Raw genomic sequence first — 17,563 nt, forward strand, 5'->3', positions numbered from 1 at the left:
AAGTAAAATTATGGAAAATAGAACAATTGCTCAAGCTGTAATCGAGGTGCTGAAAGCCGCTCAAAAACCTATGTCTGCGGCTGACATCACCCATGCAATTGTTGACCGGAAATTGTATGAATTTAGTGCTAAAGATCCTAAAGGAATTGTGCGTGGAGCAATTGAGCGTCGCTGTGAAGGGATAAACCGGAAGAATACAACTTCCGAAAAGTATTTTAAGAAACTTCCAGATGGCAGATATTCAGTTATTAACTGACCATCTTTTGCTGCTCTTGTAGTAGTTATTAAGAAAGCATAGAGGCTTAGTGCTGAAAATTTAGGACAGTAAGTATGTCAAGTCAGAACAAATATGACATTAATCCAGGGCAAGCACTGAAGCTCTTTTTAAAGGAACTTTATCCTCCTAGTCAACGAGATCAAACCTGCTCCATCTTCAAGATGGATGATGCTTTAGCATCTGATGGGCGTCTTTTTGAATTGGCTTATGAAAGCAGTATCAATTATCTAATTAGGCGACTTTTAACTACTACTGAATACCTAAGTAATAAATTCAATCCTGCTGAGTATCCTAGTGGAAGGTATATTGAGGAAGTTAGAAGATTTTTGAAGGAATACACGCATATTCCAAGAAACAAAACTGAAAAGTTGCTCATCTTACTTCTAGATTGTTTAAGAGAGAAATTTAAAGAGCCTAGTGCTACAACAAAGCGTAATTTAATAAGACGAGCTAGAGATACTGGTCAAAGATGCTATATATGCGGATGCTCTTTGGATTTTGAGCAAGAAAATCTATACAATTCAGCAATTATCGAGCACGTTTGGCCCAGATCATTAGGTGGAGCGAGTGACAATACTAATCTGAGAGTTTCCTGCAAACGTTGCAGCGAGATCAAGTCTAATTATATTGACGTGGCAGATTTCCACTATGAGGAAATCTGCTTAAGCAGCGACAAAAACAGTGTGCATTTCTTCAATAGTTTGGAGTGGGAATATAGAATAGCGATTTTAATGAAAAATAGCTTCAGTTGTGTAATATGTGGCAAAGAACCAGCCTATGAAGGTGAATTAGAATTTTGCAGGCAAGAGACTGAAGATAGCTGGCATTTCCTAAATGTTGATACTTATTGTAGTCAACATGCTAGGGAATAATCAAAATAGAAGAGATTATAAAACTATGGAAAGCAGAAATTATTTTGGCTGTCGCGTAATTCAACGTTCCGATAGTGACACCACAGCCTTTTTTGTTTTCTATGCTCGTGCGAAAGATATTAAGGAATGGGCAGGCGTAAGAAGGGTTCAAGATTTTTCTGAAGGCACCCAACGTCCTTTCCGAGAGTCACGAGTAAAAGCAATTACTCGCTTCATCAATTCTGATTCTAAGAATACTATCCCAAATAATGTTCTTCTAGCATTTGGACCGAGTGGAGCCAGGTTTACATCTTTGAATAAAGAAGTTTCTGACTGCTTATCCGAAGTTGATCCCTACAATAACTGCGATGGACAATTGACATGGGGAATATTAAGTTTTTCATTTGAACAGAACTTACCGGAGCATCTTCGTCCTGCATTTATTGTGGATGGACAGCATCGTATATTTGGAATATCTGATTTTCAGGGAGAGGATTTACCTGTGCTTGCTGTAACTTTATTAGATGCCTCTCTTGAAGAACAAGCATTTCAGTTCATTGTAATTAATAACAAAGCTGTTCGAGTACCAACAGACAATGTTAAAGCAATCATTGCAAACTTAGACGAGGAATCACTTCAAAGTAGACTGTTAAAAGCAGGAGTAAGATATGGGGATACCTCCCCAGTGTTAAGAGATATTAACGATTTACTAATTAGTCCATTTAGAGGATTACTAGATTGGCCTTATAACAAAGTTGGTCAGAAATTAGTTCCTCTCACTGCTATAGAACAAGCATTAAGGTACATTAGGTCAGTATTTCCGTTCCTGGATGAAGATGAAGACTCAATGACTGAGTTTTTCTGTTCTATATGGATGTCCATAAGCAAAAATTATTCAAGCTTATGGGGAAAAGAAAACAAATTTATGACGAAAGTTAATATTAATGCGCTGAACGAATTTGTAATTGATCGATTGCAGAAGGCTTGGGAATTTGGACTAGTAGATATTTTTTCCTCTGAGAGTGTAGAAACACAAGTCGTTGAGAAAGCTATTGGACAAGTTCCAGAAGAGTTTTGGCAAGCTGAGTGGTCAATCAGAATTCAAGATAATGCCAATGTTAGGAAGATGATTAAAGAGGATCTAGAGCAGATAATACGTAATGAGAGATTAAGGGAAGTATGGCACGCAAAGCTACAGCTGCCAGCCATGAACGATTAAAAGCAATTACCTCATTTGCTAGACGTATTCTCTTTTAAGGATACTAATTTCTCTACGCTTTTAATGTTGGAATCCCCTGCTAGATAACCAATTTCTTGATGTAAATGTAAACGGAACTGAGTTGCAAGAACCTCTTGGTTAATAGGTAAACCATCATTGTGACAACGTTGTTTGAGTGCTGTTAAAAGTACGTCAGACATATTACCGCCAAATACCTGCCAATTCATTTCAACATTGCTATCCACAGGAATCGGGATAGGAGATGGTGGGGTCGGTTCTGCTAAAGAACGGCAAAGCGCCCAACGGCAGAGAACGTTTCACTGGTCAATTTTAGTAGACCGCTTAAGTTTGATCAGTTGATCCTTGGCAGCCTGAGAAATACGAACTCGATCAACAGGAGGTTCCATAGCCTTTACCTGAAGTAACCGAACTTCGTTTGAGTTTGGTGCTTAGTGCGATCGTACTTAAGAAAGTATTCACGAGCGATCGCCCCATTCTCCCGCAACCGCTTCACCTCCGTCTTGCCAATCTCAGTATCGGTCGAGAGCAAAAGCACTTGGTGGCTTGCTTGCGGAAAGTAGCGATCGACCAGATTGGCACGATGGGAGGAATCGAGCCGACCCAGTGGAGTGTCTATTGCCACAGGTAACTGCCGACCAGAGGCACGAGCTAATCCCCACAATAGGGAAATCGCCAGTAGCTGCTTTTCACCAGGGGACAGCCGATGTTTAGGTACGGGCTGCCCTTCGTAATCAAACAGGGAAAGGCTGAAGGTTTCGGTGTCGATTTGGACACGATGCACCAAATTCGACTTGTGCAGCAAGTAGAGAAAGCACTCCGTCACCAGAGTTTCAAGCTGGTTCAGCTTACGGAGTTTCAGCTTTTGCTTGAAGACTTTGAGGGTATCTTGGACTTTAGCAATCGCCGCTAGTGTATGCTCGTCATTTTTGCGGTCGATCGCCAGCTTGCCATAATCCATTAGTTCTTGCCTGGTGCGAGCAAGTGTTTGTTCTGCTTGGTCAAGAAGCCGCTGACTATGTTCGCGATCCGCTTTGAGGCTCACGACTTCTTATGACTTTACCCATAAGTTTGCCATTCCAGCAAACTTATGGGTAAAGTCACAGGAGAGGGATTGGGGGTGAGGTTTATTCTTATGGAGCTAAGCGGATTCGAACCGCTGACCCCCTCAATGCCATTGAGGTGCTCTACCAACTGAGCTATAACCCCTTACGGTGCTTTATGATTATGCCTTAAAAATTCGCAAGTCGTCAAGTAAAATTTCCGCAACGATAAATTAATAAAACGAACAGGGGTGTTGAGCAAGATGGCTGATATAACCCATGTAGCTGTTCATCAGGAAATATACAACTAGCATGGCGGCTGCGGATAGCGCCACCAGGGTGCCAGCAAGCATTAAAGAGAACTCCTGTTGGTCGAAGGCTTCCTGCATCAGGTGCAGCGACCACGCCACCAGAGCCACATCAAAAATTAAAATACCAACTAACATAATTTACGTTTTGTAACACTTCCTTTATTCTAATATATACAACCGAACAGATTGATGCTACAAAGCCAAAGCCGCTTCTTCCAGAAGGAAGAAGTTTCGCCTTTACAAAAGCCGCACCGGCACCTGATGCTCTGCGAGATAGTTTTTGATTTCTGATACAGTGAGTTCTCCGTAATGCAGAAGGGAAGCCAGCAGGGCAGCTTCTGCTTTGCCTTCCGTTAAGGCGTCATAAATGTGACTCGTGTTACCAGCACCACCGGAGGCAATTACTGGAATTTGTACTTGTTCCGCTATAGTGCGCGTAAGCTCTAAGTCATAGCCAGCTTTGGTTCCATCAGCGTCCATACTGGTAACGAGCAGTTCGCCCGCGCCGCGCTGCTCGACTTCTTGCGCCCAATTGATCGCATCGATGCCTGTGTTTTCCCGCCCCCCCCGCACGTAAACATCCCAACCGGGATTGCTGGGATCTTGCCGTTTCCGTGCATCAATTGCTACCACGATGCACTGGTTGCCGAAGCGATCGCTCGCCCGATCGATCAACTCTGGATCGCGTACCGCCGCCGAGTTAATGCTGACTTTGTCTGCGCCAGCCCTTAACAATTGTTTAATATTTTCTAAGGATTGAATTCCCCCGCCCACGGTAAGGGGGATAAATACCTGCTCAGCGGTGCGATATACCACATCCAGAATGATGCCCCGGTCTTCGTGAGTGGCAGTAATATCCAGAAACACCAACTCATCCGCACCCGCCTGATTATAAGCTTGTGCCAGTTCCACCGGATCGCCAGCATCCTGGAGATTGACAAAGTTAACCCCTTTGACAACTCGCCCCGCTTTCACATCTAAGCAAGGCAGTATTCTTTTTGCAAGCATGACAATCCTCTGGTTCCCCGATGTAATGATAATGAAAGCCTATACACTCTAGACCTTCTGTGTCTTCATGTCTTGGTATTGTTTTTAAAATAAATTTTTAATCATGGCGATAATTTCTTCTAAACAGCAGCCGCAAGAACCTAATGGGAAACCCCAGGAACGCCGAAAGCCAGCGGGACGCCGCAAATCTCAGCCAGAAGAAACGGTTGAAGAGTTATTGCAGCCAACTGTCGCAATGGACGAAACCGAGAAGCAAGAAGAAGGTCTGCGACCCCAACGACTAGCTGAGTATATTGGGCAAAAAGACCTCAAGGGCGTTCTAGAAATTGCGATTCAAGCAGCAAAAGGCAGAGGCGAGTCGATGGATCACTTGCTGCTGTATGGCCCGCCGGGTTTAGGAAAAACCACGATGTCGCTGATTTTGGCGACGGAGATGGGAACCACTTGTAAAATCACCTCTGCACCCGCGTTGGAGCGTCCCCGCGATATTGTGGGGATACTGATGAGCCTGAAGCCGGGAGATATTATATTTATTGACGAAATCCACCGATTGAGTCGGATGACCGAGGAATTGCTTTATCCGGCAATGGAGGATTTTCGGTTAGATATTACGATTGGGAAGGGTCAAAGTGCGAAAACTCGCAGCTTGCCGCTACCGCCATTTACGCTAGTAGGAGCAACGACGCGGGTAGGTTCGCTGTCGTCACCCTTGCGCGATCGCTTTGGTTTAATTCAACGGTTACGCTTTTATGAGTTGGATGAACTGATTTTGATTGTGCAGCGGACGGCTGAAGTGATCCAAGCCCCGGTTACGCCGGATGGTGCTGAAGAAATTGCGCGTCGTTCCCGTGGAACTCCCCGAATTGCCAATCGCCTTTTAAAACGGGTGCGAGATTTTGCTCAGGTAAAAAAAGTTGGGGAAATTACACAACCTATTGCAGTGGAAGCTTTGGAAGTCTTCGGTGTCGATCCAATGGGTTTAGATTGGGCAGATCGGTTGATGCTGACCGTCATGATAGAACAATTTAATGGGGGGCCTGTAGGCTTGGAAGCGATCGCCGCCGCGACTGGGGAAGATGCCCAAACAATTGAAGATGTCTATGAGCCGTATTTATTGCAGATTGGCTATTTGCACCGCACGCCTCGCGGTCGCATTGCCACTCCCGCAGCCCGAAAGCACTTAGGATATGATTCGTCATTATTCTAAGGATAATAAGCTAAAGACAAATGACGAATACAGCAGTAGTAGGATGGGCATTGCCTACGGATTATCGCAATTCTCGTTTGGATGCAGTACCGTTTAACCCCACCCCTGCCCCTCCCCGCAAGCGAGGAGGGGTTGAATACTGTCCTCCGCTTTTCGGTGAGTTGGGGATGAGGTGACGAAGTGTATATTGCAACAAAGGGAGAACCGCGATAACTTTCTGCTGGGCAGCGCCTATGCTACCAAAATCTAAAAGCCAAGATAATATGATTCGTTGGATTCTGACTTTACTGAGTGTTCTGTTTATTACTGTTTCAACTGGGTTTGTGAATGCGCCGCTAGCGATCGCCCAAGAACAACCTTCCACTTACACGGAAACTGAGTTGCAGGAAGGAGATGAACTCGCGGCTAAAGCGTTTACCGCGACAAATGCCGGTGATTTTGTTACGGCTGAAGGACTTTGGACGCAACTGATTGAGCGATTTCCCACTAATCCGGCTATTTGGAGCAATCGGGGAAATTCCAAGGTAAGCCAGAATAAATTGTCAGAGGCGATCGCTGACTTTAATAAATCTATTGAACTTGCTCCAGACGCCACCGATCCCTACCTGAATCGCGGCACAGCATTAGAAGGACAGGGGAAATATTTGGAAGCGATCGCCGATTACAATCGAGTGCTGGAAATCGATCCCAAGGATGCAATGGCTTACAACAATCGGGGTAATGCCAAGGCAGGATTGGGCGAGTGGGAGGACGCGATCGCTGACTACAAAAAAGCCGCCGATCTCGCTCCCAATTTTGCGTTTGCCAGAGCCAATTATGCGATCGCGCTGTATCAAATGGGCGAACAAAAAGAAGCGATTCGCACGATGAAGAATATTGTTCGCAAATACCCCCAGTTTCCTGATATGCGGGCTGCCCTCACCGCGGCTCTCTGGGAACAGGGAAATCGGGGTGAAGCCGAAAGTAACTGGGTTGCTGTTGTCGGAATCGATCGTCGCTATAAAGATATTGACTGGGTGAAAAATGTTCGCCGTTGGCCTCCTGTCATGGTTGCCGCCTTAGAGAAATTTCTGAGTATACAATAAAGGCGATTGCAATTAGCGCCAAGGTTTGTGCCACAAAAATCAGAAAACCGCTTTCTTCACGAAAGCGGTTTTTTGATTGAGGAATTTTCCGTATAGAGCTTCTGTATATAAAGAGCGATCGCGTTTAGTGAGAAAGGGCGATCGCGGTTTTGATTCACTTCTAGGGATGACCTGGAAGCGAATCAAAACTTTTCTACAGTTCCAAGGTAATCTGCCTTGCCACGGTTCCCCCTCACCCTACCAGGTAAAAAAGAATCACCCATTCAGGTTAGCGATCGCCTTTTTCAACGGTCGATAGACGCCACAGGAGCCATCAAAAAACACAAAAGCTCGAAGAAAGAACTTTTACCTTTTGTGTTTCTACCCGATCCCCCCCATGACTGGGTGGAAGTAAAAAGCCAACGCCAAAATTGCATAAGCAGCCAATAGCAGCGTGCCTTCTAACCAGTTAGACTTGCCATCAGAACTAATCGAATTGGCAATGAGTACCGACACCGCTACTGCTACCAATTCAAAGGGGTTGAAGTCCAAATCCATCGGTTTGTGCAACGCCCAACCCGTCAGAACGAGAACCGGAGCCACAAATAAGGCAATCTGCAAGCTAGAACCCACCGCCACTGAGATAGAAAGATCCATCTTATTTTTCATCGCTACGGTGACAGCGGTAGCGTGTTCGGCAGCATTGCCAATAATCGGAACCAGGATCACCCCTGTAAACAGCGCCGTCAGACCCAGTTGGGAGGTGGCTTCTTCCAAGGAGGAAACCAATAGTTCCGACTCCGCCGCAACCAGTAGCGTTGCGCCTAATAGCACTCCAATCCATAGGGGCAGGTTAACTTTATGTTCCGGATCTTCTGGAGCGAGATTTGACTCAGCTAACTCAGTGAGTATCTCCTGTTCTGCCACACCCGCATCGTAGAGATAGCTGTGGGTCTTCATCGAAAATAGCAGCGTCAACCCATAGACTCCGATTAATACTACGGCAACGGCGACCGAAAGTTGCTGGACGATGGCTTCATCAATCCCGGTGGAGGTATAGTCCATCGCGGTTGGTAACAGCATTGCAATCACTGCTAGGTTCATTGCCGAGGCATTTACCCCTGCCACCATTGGCTGAAATTCCTGCTCTTTGAAGCGCAAGCCCCCCAATAGCATGGAAAAGCCCATGACCAGGAGTAAGTTGCTGATAATAGAGCCGGTGATACTCGCTTTGACGACATCCACCAGCCCCGCGTTGAGGGCAACGAGGGAGATAATTAGTTCGGTGGCGTTGCCAAAAGTAGCATTCAGCAGTCCTCCCAAGGAGGGGCCAAGAACAACCGCGATTTCCTCTGTGGCGGTGCCCATCCAAGCGGCAAGGGGAATGATCCCCAGACAAGCGGTGATGAAGACGACTGACGATCCCCATTCCAGAAAGTGGGCCGTAATGGAAATAGGGATAAACAACAAAAGAATGGAAAAAAGCGTGTTTAGAGACAGCATCCAAATTATTCGTATTTAGCTCGTGTCTAGGATAGCCGCTTGTTGAGTGTTCTGGCTTCTTTCAGTCTTTGAGTATGTAACAGAATATTTCTTTAGATGCAGGATTCCTTAAGCAAAGTTAATTTACTATTCATTTGCATGAAGTTAGTGTTCCAAGCATGGCAGCATTACGCTTGAATCATGTAAGTAACAAGTAACTATCCTGGCTTTTCAATTTTGTTCATTGACCGTTACCGGCATGGGGCACAGGCAGTTGCTCATCGGTACGGGCAAAATAATTGGATGTTAAACCGATTGCTTTGATCCCCCCATTTAAGGAGAGAAGGCTTCGCCCCCAAGAGTCTTTACCATGTTTGGGTGGTGAGTCTTCGCCTTCTCCAGATGGACTGATTTAACTTGCTGTTTCCCTGGCGTTCAAGTAAACGCGGGGATGCTCAGTCTATCTGGATAAGTTATTGACCCTAATTTTTTACTAATTTTGGATGCGATCCTATGACTTCTGCTGCTGAAAGACCAGCTTCACAGTATTCTGCTGAGGGAACAGCAAACACCAGTGTAGCGACCGATCCCCTGCAAACGGCTACCGGCGTTTATGTTACGGTTCACGGTCATTTTTACCAACCGCCCCGCGAAAACCCTTATCTAGATGCGATTGAACGGCAGCCGAGTGCGTCTCCGTTCCATGACTGGAATGAGCGGATTCACCATGAATGCTATCGCCCGAATGCCTTTGCCAGAGTGCTAAATGACCGGGGCGAAGTCGTGGGGATCGTGAATAACTATGAGTATTTCAGCTTTAATATTGGTCCCACATTGATGTCGTGGCTGGAACGCTACGACGTGGAGGTATATCAGCGAATTCTGGAAGCGGATCGCAAAAGTAGCGATCGCCTGAACGGACACGGCAATGCGATCGCACAAGTCTACAATCACATCATCATGCCGCTTGCCAACGAGCGGGATAAGTACACCCAAATCCGCTGGGGTAAAGAAGACTTCCGCTCCCGATTTGGGCGAGATCCCGAAGGAATGTGGCTGGCTGAAACTGCCGTAGACTATGCAACCTTAGAAGCATTGGTTGCAGAAGGAATTAAGTTCATTGTTTTAGCACCTTCTCAAGCTGAACGTTGCCGCCCGATCCCCACAGATGAGCAGCCAGTGACTCAGTGGTTGGAAGTAGGCGGATCTCAGATCGATCCCACCCGTCCCTATCGCTGTTATCTGAAACCTACACTTAGCAATCAAGATTCACCCCTTAGCACTGAGTATTCATTCCCCGCCAACCAAACCCCTGATACCCCTTACATCGATATCTTTTTCTACGATGGCCCTATCTCGCGGGACATGGGATTTAACGATGTGCTGGGCTGGGCGGGTACGCTAGCTGGGCGCATCGGTTCAGCAGTACGCGGGGATCGCCGGACTTCGCAGCTCATCTCTGTTGGCACAGATGGCGAAACTTTTGGACACCACAAAAGCGGTACAGAAAAAACCTTAGCCTTCGCCTTTGTGGACGAGTTTCCTCGGCGCGGCTGGACTGTCACCAACTATGCTCATTACCTGAGTCTGAATCCTCCCACTTGGGAAGTAGAACTGAAGCCCGTGACGGCTTGGAGTTGCGCTCACGGAGTGAATCGGTGGCAGGATGATTGCGGTTGCGGTGGCGAAGGTGGAGTTTGGCACCAAAAATGGCGGCGTCCCCTGCGGAATGCTTTGGATTGGTTGCGGGATCAGTTAAGCAAAGTTTATGAGGAAACGGGTCGCCAGTTTTTCCGCGATCCTTGGGCGACACGGGATGAATATATCCACGTAATTCGCGATCGCTCTCCTGCCAATGTAGAGCGCTTCCTCGCCCGCCATCGCACCCGCAAACTAACACCATCAGAACAAGTAGACGCCCTGCGCCTATTGGAGATGCAGCGCCATAGTCTGCTGATGTACACCAGTTGCGGCTGGTTTTTTGAAGAACTCTCAAGACCCGAAGGAACGCAGATTCTCCGCTACGCCGCTAGAGCCTTGGAACTTGCTGGTGATGTCTCTGGTGTGCAGTTGGAAAAAGGATTTATCAAACGTCTCTCCCAAGCTCCCAGTAATGTTGATTTATTCAAGCATGGTGCTGAGGTGTACCGGCAGCTGGTAGTCAGTGCCCAGATTGGTATAGAGCAAGTGGCAGCACACTATGCCATCAGTTCCCTATTCACTACCTATCCCCAACAACAGCGGGTCTACTGTTACGATGCCCATCAGTTGGATTACCAGATGCAACGCATGGGATCGCTGACTCTAGCGGTGGGGCAACTGCGACTAACTTCAGAAATTACCTGGGAAAGCACTCATTTAGTCTTTGCCGTTCTTCATTTGGGCGGCTGGGATTTCCATTGCTGCATTCAACCATTTGGCGGTCGCCGCACTTATAGCCAGATGAAGGAAAAGCTGTTTGCGGCGCTGCAACAGGCTAGTGCTGCTCACGCGATCCTGGCGATGTCCCAACTATTTGGGGGTAATTCATTCAATTTGCAGAAATTATTTGCTGAGGAACGGCACCGGATTATGCGGCTGCTGAGTCAGAAAACTTTAACGCGCTTAGACCAGCTTTATACGCAGGTTTACCGGGATAACTACGGCATCTTGATGGCGTTCCAGCGCGATGAGCTACCTGTTCCGCAAGAGTTGCAAGTAGCGGCAGAAGTGGCAATTTCTAACCGCGCCCGGATGTCTCTACGGGCACTGGAGCAAGAAAACGGTGAACCCCAGCAAGGTTTGAATCAGCTGGCAGAACTGGAAGCGATCGCGAAAGAAGCGAATCAATTGCGCTGTCAGCTAAATATTCCCGATGCCAAGCAAACGTTAGAGCAGTTGATCTTGCGATCGCTCTGGAAGCTTCTGCACGACTCTAACCCAGCCACTCTAGAAGCAGATATCCAACGCTTAGAGCGCATGATTTCTGTAGGCAATCAGCTACACCTCGGCTTATCTTTGCATCGCCCTCAAGAACTCTACTTTAGCTGTCTCCACAGCCAAATTGTGCCGCTGCTGGAGTCAGAAACTAACGGCAATTCGTCTCAGCTACGTCAGTTGCTATTACTCGGTCAAAAGCTAGCTGTAGATGTCAGTCCCTGGTTGAACCAACTGTCATAAATGTCACGGGTAATGGGGAATTGTCCGACGAATCACCCATTACCTGAATCGATTAGCTGCTCTCAAATATTAAGGGGTAGGTTTTGTAACCTACCCCTTAATATTTACACTTGAAGCGTTTCACCCATTATTTCAGATTCAAAGGGTGTAGCCTCTACGCGATTAGATGCGATCGCGATCGGTGCGGATGTTTTGATCCCGAATGGGCAGATCGTTACTATTCACATCCAGTTCTTCTCGACGAAGCTGTTCTTCAGCATTAACCGTTTCACGATCTACTTCTTTTCTGATTCTGACTTCCTCACGTACAAAAGCTTCCTTTTGAATGTTAGGAGTTTCTTCGTAGATTTCTACCCGTGCAGCTTCCCCTTCCTGGAAGGCAGCTTCGCCCGGAGTAACAGCTCTTCCCGCATCTGCTGGAGTCACGCGCTCAACGATCACTCGCTCCCTTTCAATGGGGACTGAAACTCGCGCTGTCTCAGTTTCAACGTGTTTACCAACCGCTACCTCGCCTGTTTTCTGGCGGGTTTTATTAGCAATCAACCGTTCTTCGTACAACTTGAGGGTTTGATGATCCCGATCGTTCATATCGTACAAAGATGGCTCTTGCTGATAATTGTAGCGATCGCGATCGTAAGCTTCATAATTATCCTCAACAGGTACAGCACCTGCCATCGGAGCGGCGTAACTAGGTTCCACAACAGGTGCCCCCAAAGGTGCAGATGCATCTAAAGGTGTTGCTGTGTTTATCGGTGCCGATGTTTCCACAGATGGCTCTACCGCCGAGTTGCGATAAACTCCTCTCACCTGCTCTTCGTAATCGTAATCAACCTTGAGCTCGTCGCCAAATTCCGGTAAATTTTCTACTTGCTCTTTGGTAAGCCCAACAGCGTAGACGTGCCGATTATCATAGTCGATCCGAGAACGACCCACTGGTAGCAATACTTGCTTACCGAAAACCCAGAAGCCTGTATCAACAACTAAATAGCGGAAACGCCCCGATTCATCAACTAAGATATTTTTGACGCTACCAACCTTGTCATCGCTGATATCTGAATAGACGTCAAATCCCTTAACGTCTTCACCGCCAAAAGTGTCTTGATAGTCTGTGTCGAAATCTTCAAGCTTGTATAAAACCATGCTTTTCTTTTCCTCCAAATTTCTTGTGTATTTCTTATGTATCTATGCTAAAAGTCTCTACGCTGGCTCCATCTGGCTAGCGACTGACTTCAATAAATTCAATACATAAGCCCTAAAGAGGATGCACAATTATGGAGCATTTGATCAGATTTTGTCAGTTAATTATTAAGTAGAGATAAAAATAAGTTTTTTTACAACTGATTAGCAATTGTCTTTCTATATTTGCTAATGAAAGCAGCAAGTTTTGATTTTTTATCTCCCTTCAGACAGGTATGTATATATTTCAATGGATAGATATAGAATTTAATTAATAAACTCTTTAAAAAATTAAATTATTCTTAACCTAGAGTAGCATCTAACATTTTTTGAATGAGATGAATTGCTCTTGCAATCTTAAATTCAATATTTTTTAAAACTAATAGACTGCTTCTGAGCTTTTCTTGGCCTTCTTTGCACCTAAAGCGGAGTTCGTGTACGGTAGCATCGCTTACGCAGTTTTTTTATTTCACAAGTCGAATGGGATTGCTACAGCAGTTCTAAATGATTCCCGAAGGCAAGATACCCAACTTCTCTAAGAAGTTGGGTATCTCAAGCCCTGAAATATCACAACTTGAGTAGGATTGCTGTATCTTGTGAACTTAATTGAGGTTGTAATCGATCTTTGCAGATTAAAACTTACGCAACTTACTAGCCTTGGTGCCCCTGATATTTTAAGATTTGTAAATTTATGAAGCCTGCTCGCCTATAAATTTTTTCTATCTTTGGTAGTAGTAGAAAATCTCGCTACATCTATTAAGTATAAGTACCTAAAATTCAATTGTTGAGCTGCTCCTTGAAATATCTTGACACGCTCTCTAGAAGAGCGCTTACATAGCGCTTACGCTCTAGTAGCAGAGTACCCTAACTGGGCAGTTCAACAGCGCATCCGTGGAAGTACAGAGTTTGCAAAAACACTTTCTGGAGATTCCGTAATCTAACCCAAGCAAATTTGTAGTAATCTTTGGCAAGGTAATATTAACCAAGCAGATGTCACCATAGATAGATGCACGGTGCCCCTGTTTTGTACTACTGCTATCTGGAATTTTCAAACTATGGCTCCCCAAAACGGCAAGATTCGGTTCCCTCTGTGGCAGTTTCTCAATCAGCCCCTGTTTAGTTCCAAAACTAAATTAGTGCTCAATCCCCGCCGCTTCTCGTATTGTTACAGAATTCACCTTTTGGAACGCTGCTGGGTTAAAGATTACCAGCCAGGAAACCGCCGTCAGCACTAAACCGCCAAATTACATTCAGTTGTCAGGAGCCAAGTTGAGACTGACCACCACAAGGTCTCTACAGAATCCAGGAGCCAGAATCTATCCTCAGTCTGACCCCTGGATTCTAAATAAGGCGAAAATTGTTATTTTAATTTATTAAGTTTAAATGCACTTCAGGTTCTAAGTGACGCCGCTGAACAGAGAAAATTGACTTTTGCTCGATCCGGAATCTAGTTCCCGCTTGCCGAATACTTTACTCAGATAGCTCAAACAGCCTGCGAATTCAGCGTCAGTTATGGGTAAAAAGCCCCTGTAACCGTCGTGGGGAGCCGTTTTAGGCTCTCAGGAATGCACGCTCGCGAGCGATCGCATAAGTTTGGTTTTCCTCAAGCACGCTCGACAAGAAAAGTCATGGCATTACAATCGGCATATGGTAGCGGTATTACCGAAAGCCCAACCATTGAAATTTCTCAGGAAGTATTACGGTCTATCCTTAGCCGGATAGAATCTGAACTCCATAGCAGCGAAGTCTACAATCGTGCCTTGGCTGGGTTACAGACAATCTTGGGAGAAGCTGCTGGGAGTGCCCAGATTATGGTTAAGGCAGTAGGGAGAGAAGCCATCCGGCTAGCGTTCCAGCAGTTTGCGAAAACTTATAAGGTTGTCCCAGTCACATCTCCAGAAATTGGTAACAATCAACAAGAGCCGCAAGCCAGCACTCAGCCTCAAGAGTCATCAGTCCATAGCGAACAGTCATCCGTTAATCACCTAGAATCAACGACGAATGACTTAACTTTAACGAATGACCAAGGACGCAGTATGAATGCCTCACCTGCCGATTTAGTAGACATTACGCCACTGCCTCTCCCAACCAGCCCAGATCCGGTTTTTCCCAAACCACTCAAAAAGCTCTCCAAGGCGGAACTGGCAGCGCAAATCGCAGATGAGCAACGGCAAGAGTGCCTGCGTCAAATTGGTCAGCAATTAGGGCAAGCACGTCATGCACAGTCAATGACTCTGCGGCAACTTCACAATCAAACACTCGTGCCGCTTCATCACATTCAGGCTTTGGAAGTCGGTTGCTTCGAGCATTTGCCTGAGGATATCTATGTCCGAGGTTTTATTCGCCGGATGGGGGTCGCCTTGGGGTTAGATGGTGCTGCAATGGCTGCTTCCTTACCCGCGCCCGATCCTGCAAAATCTGTACTGCCTTCTTGGTACCGACCGAAATCAGTGCCTGGGCTTGGATTTCAGCTCAATACAGTTCATTTATACGTGGGTTATGCTGCGCTAGTGGCAGGGGCAGTGGGGGGACTCGCGTTGATGTCAAACCATTCACAATCATCAGCGTCTGCTGATTCTCCACCGGATGTTCCTAACAACTCATCTGCTTCTGAGTCGCATCGTCCTGTGAAACCTGCTGCGAAACCCGGTTTAAAAGCGGGCCAGAAAGGAGTGGCGGTTGGGCCTGATATTGCTCCGCCTGAAGCAATTAGTCGTAATTAGTCATTTGTTATTAGTTATTGGCAGAAAAAACAACTGACTGCTGACTAACTAATGACAAGATTATCTCGATGGACGACGGTTTCTGCACCGGCGTAGCCTAAAATGGCAGGAATTTCTTCGGAACGGCGTCCACTAATTTGCTGTAGCTCGTCGCTGCTGTAGTTCACCAGCCCTCTAGCTATTTCCCGTCCTTGGGGGTCGCATAACTGCACAGCGTCTGACGCCTGGAAGTCTCCCTCGACTAGGGTAATCCCAGCAGCTAAGAGGGATTTTCCTGCCTGACTAATTGCCGCGATCGCTCCCTTATCCAGATATAGCTTCCCAGCGGGAATCAACCCGTGGGCAATCCAACGCTTACGGGCGTTGCCCATCGTGTCGCGGGGTTCAAACTGAGTGCCGAGGGGTTCTCCTTGCAAGATTTTTTGGATGTTGCGGGGAAATCGCCCTTCGGTGATGACTGTCCGAACTCCGGCGCTGGTAGCAATGCGGGCGGCAGTAATTTTTGTAACCATGCCGCCTGTGCCCCATTGAGAGCCGCGATCGCCTGTTTGCACTTGTAATTCTTCCAGCTCATCAATGTGGTTCACTAGAGCGATCGGCTGAGCATCCGGAACTTGACGCGGATCGGCGGAGTACAGTCGGTCTACATCGGTCATTAAAAATAGCCAATCTGCCTCTATCAAGCTGGCGACTAGGGCTGAAAGCGTATCATTATCCCCAAATTTCAGTTCCTCTACGGCTACGGTGTCATTTTCATTCACCACGGGGATGACGCCCAACCGCAACAGTTCCCGAAAGGTGTTGGAGGCGTTGATATAAGCTGAGCGTTCTTTGAAGCTACTGCGAGTCAGGAGAACCTGGGCAATGGGTTGTTCTAAGGTTGTAAAAAAGTCATCGTATACGCGCATCAGGCGTCCCTGACCGACTGCTGCCACTGCTTGTTTGAGTGCTAGGGTGCGCGGACGTTGCACGAGTCCCAAACGGGCGCAACCCACTCCGACAGCACCCGAAGAAACTAGCACCACTTTATAACCTTGCCGCCGTAAATCTGTGAGGGTTTCTACTAAGGCAGCGATGGTGGAAAGAGCCAGATGACCTGTTTCAGGCGATGTCAGGCTGGAAGTACCAATTTTGATGACAAGGGTTTGACTCACAAAAGAGAGGGGGCGCAGGGGAGTAGAGGGGAGGGGGAGCAGATTGTCGAGACGCGATAAATCAGATGCGATTTATCGCGTCTGGAGGCTGGGAATTGACAATGAGTGATTAGCTTCAGCCGATTTCCCATTCCAAATTGTAAAACGCCAGCTCCTCCATCGGGGAACTGACGCTTTACACAGGTATTCACGGGGATTAATGTTTAGGGTCTTTATATTGGCTGACCCCATTTGAACCATATGTATGCTACCAGGGATTTTTGACAATTGAGAATCTCATAATTATTTCTTTATATTTTGGTTTTTCAGGATTTGTCTGGATTTTTTAAGTTTTGTTGCTTTGCGGTGAGCGAGACGCCCAAGGCTTGGGACACCCAGACTTCAAAGGTACGGACTGGATAAGAGCGCACGGCAAGCGCTGGGTCAAGCATCGGCTCGACGAGAATGGTAAACATACCGAGTCGGTTGCCTGCTAAAACGTCTGTAAATAAGCGATCGCCCACCATCCCCACTTGTTCAATAGGAAGGTTCATCGCGGTGACAGCCTGCCGCAGCTTGCGCCGCGATGGCTTAGCAGCGCTGGTAATGTAAGGCAAATTTAACGAGCGAGCGATGCCACTAATTCGGTTTTCGCTCAAGTTATTACTCACCAGCCATAGCGTCGCCACCTGTCTAATTTCCTTCACCCATTCCACGAGTTCTTCAGACGCCTCGGCTGCTTTTAGGGGTACCAGCGTGTCATCGACATCCAAGACTAAACCTTTGAGATGATATTGCTGGAGAAGATCGGGGGTCAGACTCACAATAGGTCTGCCCAGAATTAAGTCAGGCTGTAACCGTGTTACCCAGGACATAAGCAGTTTTTAATTGT

At 46.7% G+C, this 17,563-nt stretch carries 15 protein-coding genes, 1 tRNA gene and 2 pseudogenes; 9 read left to right on the plus strand and 9 right to left on the minus strand.

The features are described 5' to 3' along the window. The first annotated feature begins 10 nt into the window (after positions 1 to 10). From NDI44_RS08235 to NDI44_RS08245, 3 genes are all read left to right on the plus strand, one after another. Entirely contained in the window at positions 11 to 256 is a 246-nt protein-coding gene (locus tag NDI44_RS08235; RefSeq protein ID WP_190410769.1) for an HTH domain-containing protein, read from the plus strand. 74 nt (positions 257 to 330) lie between these two features. Beyond that, positions 331 to 1,149, plus strand: a complete 819-nt coding sequence (locus NDI44_RS08240) for an HNH endonuclease (RefSeq protein ID WP_190410770.1) — start codon at positions 331 to 333, stop codon at positions 1,147 to 1,149. Next, positions 1,112 to 2,347 carry a DGQHR domain-containing protein gene (locus NDI44_RS08245; RefSeq protein WP_190410771.1) on the plus strand — a complete coding sequence of 412 codons (1,236 nt, stop codon included), beginning with the start codon at positions 1,112 to 1,114 and terminating at the stop codon, positions 2,345 to 2,347. Before NDI44_RS08240 ends, NDI44_RS08245 begins: the two co-directional genes overlap by 38 nt. A gap of 11 nt (positions 2,348 to 2,358) precedes the next feature. On the opposite strand, the pseudogene dndE reads toward NDI44_RS08245, so the two are convergent. The 5 genes and pseudogenes from dndE to hisF all read right to left on the minus strand — a co-directional run bounded on the left by dndE (position 2,359) and on the right by hisF (position 4,727). Beyond that, positions 2,359 to 2,754, minus strand: a pseudogene (gene dndE / locus NDI44_RS08250) (DNA sulfur modification protein DndE). Between the two features lie 5 nt (positions 2,755 to 2,759). After that, positions 2,760 to 3,404 (minus strand): annotated as a pseudogene (gene dndD / locus NDI44_RS08255) (DNA sulfur modification protein DndD); the annotation flags it as partial. 97 nt (positions 3,405 to 3,501) lie between these two features. Continuing rightward, positions 3,502 to 3,574: transfer RNA gene (locus tag NDI44_RS08260), tRNA-Ala, on the minus strand. Between the two features lie 67 nt (positions 3,575 to 3,641). Next, positions 3,642 to 3,854, minus strand: coding sequence for a hypothetical protein (locus tag NDI44_RS08265; RefSeq protein WP_190410773.1), 213 nt, complete (start codon positions 3,852 to 3,854; stop codon positions 3,642 to 3,644). A gap of 102 nt (positions 3,855 to 3,956) precedes the next feature. Beyond that, positions 3,957 to 4,727: an imidazole glycerol phosphate synthase subunit HisF gene (gene hisF / locus NDI44_RS08270; RefSeq protein ID WP_190410774.1), complete on the minus strand. Its 771-nt coding sequence runs from the start codon at positions 4,725 to 4,727 to the stop codon at positions 3,957 to 3,959. 103 nt (positions 4,728 to 4,830) lie between these two features. Between hisF and ruvB the strand changes: the two genes are divergently transcribed. From ruvB to NDI44_RS08290, 4 genes are all read left to right on the plus strand, one after another. Beyond that, positions 4,831 to 5,934 (plus strand): Holliday junction branch migration DNA helicase RuvB, encoded by a 1,104-nt coding sequence (ruvB, locus tag NDI44_RS08275; RefSeq protein WP_190410775.1) that lies wholly within the window; start codon positions 4,831 to 4,833, stop codon positions 5,932 to 5,934. Between the two features lie 20 nt (positions 5,935 to 5,954). After that, positions 5,955 to 6,110 carry a hypothetical protein gene (locus NDI44_RS08280; RefSeq protein WP_190410776.1) on the plus strand — a complete coding sequence of 52 codons (156 nt, stop codon included), beginning with the start codon at positions 5,955 to 5,957 and terminating at the stop codon, positions 6,108 to 6,110. A gap of 87 nt (positions 6,111 to 6,197) precedes the next feature. Beyond that, positions 6,198 to 7,019 carry a tetratricopeptide repeat protein gene (locus NDI44_RS08285; protein ID WP_190410777.1) on the plus strand — a complete coding sequence of 274 codons (822 nt, stop codon included), beginning with the start codon at positions 6,198 to 6,200 and terminating at the stop codon, positions 7,017 to 7,019. 76 nt (positions 7,020 to 7,095) lie between these two features. Further along, the gene (locus tag NDI44_RS08290) at positions 7,096 to 7,317 is read left to right on the plus strand and encodes a hypothetical protein (RefSeq protein ID WP_190410778.1); all 222 of its coding nucleotides are present in this window, start codon (positions 7,096 to 7,098) and stop codon (positions 7,315 to 7,317) included. A 62-nt stretch (positions 7,318 to 7,379) separates the two neighbouring features. Here the strand turns inward: NDI44_RS08290 and cax are convergent, their stop codons facing one another. Further along, positions 7,380 to 8,501 carry a calcium/proton exchanger gene (cax, locus tag NDI44_RS08295; RefSeq protein WP_190410779.1) on the minus strand — a complete coding sequence of 374 codons (1,122 nt, stop codon included), beginning with the start codon at positions 8,499 to 8,501 and terminating at the stop codon, positions 7,380 to 7,382. Positions 8,502 to 8,993: 492 nt separating this feature from the next. On the opposite strand from cax, the gene NDI44_RS08300 reads away from it, so the two are divergent. Continuing rightward, positions 8,994 to 11,639, plus strand: coding sequence for a DUF3536 domain-containing protein (locus tag NDI44_RS08300; protein WP_190410780.1), 2,646 nt, complete (start codon positions 8,994 to 8,996; stop codon positions 11,637 to 11,639). Positions 11,640 to 11,801: 162 nt separating this feature from the next. Here the strand turns inward: NDI44_RS08300 and NDI44_RS08305 are convergent, their stop codons facing one another. Beyond that, positions 11,802 to 12,779, minus strand: coding sequence for a DUF2382 domain-containing protein (locus tag NDI44_RS08305; RefSeq protein WP_190410781.1), 978 nt, complete (start codon positions 12,777 to 12,779; stop codon positions 11,802 to 11,804). A 1,601-nt stretch (positions 12,780 to 14,380) separates the two neighbouring features. On the opposite strand from NDI44_RS08305, the gene NDI44_RS08310 reads away from it, so the two are divergent. Then, positions 14,381 to 15,538, plus strand: a complete 1,158-nt coding sequence (locus NDI44_RS08310; RefSeq protein ID WP_190410783.1) for a helix-turn-helix domain-containing protein — start codon at positions 14,381 to 14,383, stop codon at positions 15,536 to 15,538. A gap of 44 nt (positions 15,539 to 15,582) precedes the next feature. Here NDI44_RS08310 and proB read toward each other — a convergent pair whose 3' ends face one another. Then, positions 15,583 to 16,692, minus strand: coding sequence for a glutamate 5-kinase (gene proB / locus NDI44_RS08315; protein WP_190410784.1), 1,110 nt, complete (start codon positions 16,690 to 16,692; stop codon positions 15,583 to 15,585). Between the two features lie 305 nt (positions 16,693 to 16,997). Next, on the minus strand, positions 16,998 to 17,546 hold the full coding sequence (locus tag NDI44_RS08320) for a YqeG family HAD IIIA-type phosphatase (RefSeq protein WP_190410785.1): 549 nt from the start codon (positions 17,544 to 17,546) through the stop codon (positions 16,998 to 17,000). Positions 17,547 to 17,563: the final 17 nt, after the last annotated feature.

It is taken from the genome of Trichocoleus sp. DQ-A3 (assembly GCF_039961975.1).
Lineage (GTDB): Bacteria > Cyanobacteriota > Cyanobacteriia > Cyanobacteriales > FACHB-T130 > FACHB-T130.

Coding starts and splice junctions, on each gene's coding strand:
- NDI44_RS08285 (WP_190410777.1), top strand. CDS start 6,198: ATGATTCGTTGGATTCTGACTTTACTGAGTGTTCTGTTTATTACTGTT.
- NDI44_RS08240 (WP_190410770.1), top strand. CDS start 331: ATGTCAAGTCAGAACAAATATGACATTAATCCAGGGCAAGCACTGAAG.
- NDI44_RS08280 (WP_190410776.1), top strand. CDS start 5,955: ATGACGAATACAGCAGTAGTAGGATGGGCATTGCCTACGGATTATCGC.
- ruvB (WP_190410775.1), top strand. CDS start 4,831: ATGGCGATAATTTCTTCTAAACAGCAGCCGCAAGAACCTAATGGGAAA.
- NDI44_RS08300 (WP_190410780.1), top strand. CDS start 8,994: ATGACTTCTGCTGCTGAAAGACCAGCTTCACAGTATTCTGCTGAGGGA.
- NDI44_RS08235 (WP_190410769.1), top strand. CDS start 11: ATGGAAAATAGAACAATTGCTCAAGCTGTAATCGAGGTGCTGAAAGCC.
- NDI44_RS08245 (WP_190410771.1), top strand. CDS start 1,112: ATGTTGATACTTATTGTAGTCAACATGCTAGGGAATAATCAAAATAGA.
- hisF (WP_190410774.1), bottom strand. CDS start 4,727: ATGCTTGCAAAAAGAATACTGCCTTGCTTAGATGTGAAAGCGGGGCGA.
- cax (WP_190410779.1), bottom strand. CDS start 8,501: ATGCTGTCTCTAAACACGCTTTTTTCCATTCTTTTGTTGTTTATCCCT.
- NDI44_RS08320 (WP_190410785.1), bottom strand. CDS start 17,546: ATGTCCTGGGTAACACGGTTACAGCCTGACTTAATTCTGGGCAGACCT.
- NDI44_RS08305 (WP_190410781.1), bottom strand. CDS start 12,779: ATGGTTTTATACAAGCTTGAAGATTTCGACACAGACTATCAAGACACT.
- NDI44_RS08310 (WP_190410783.1), top strand. CDS start 14,381: ATGCACGCTCGCGAGCGATCGCATAAGTTTGGTTTTCCTCAAGCACGC.
- NDI44_RS08265 (WP_190410773.1), bottom strand. CDS start 3,854: ATGTTAGTTGGTATTTTAATTTTTGATGTGGCTCTGGTGGCGTGGTCG.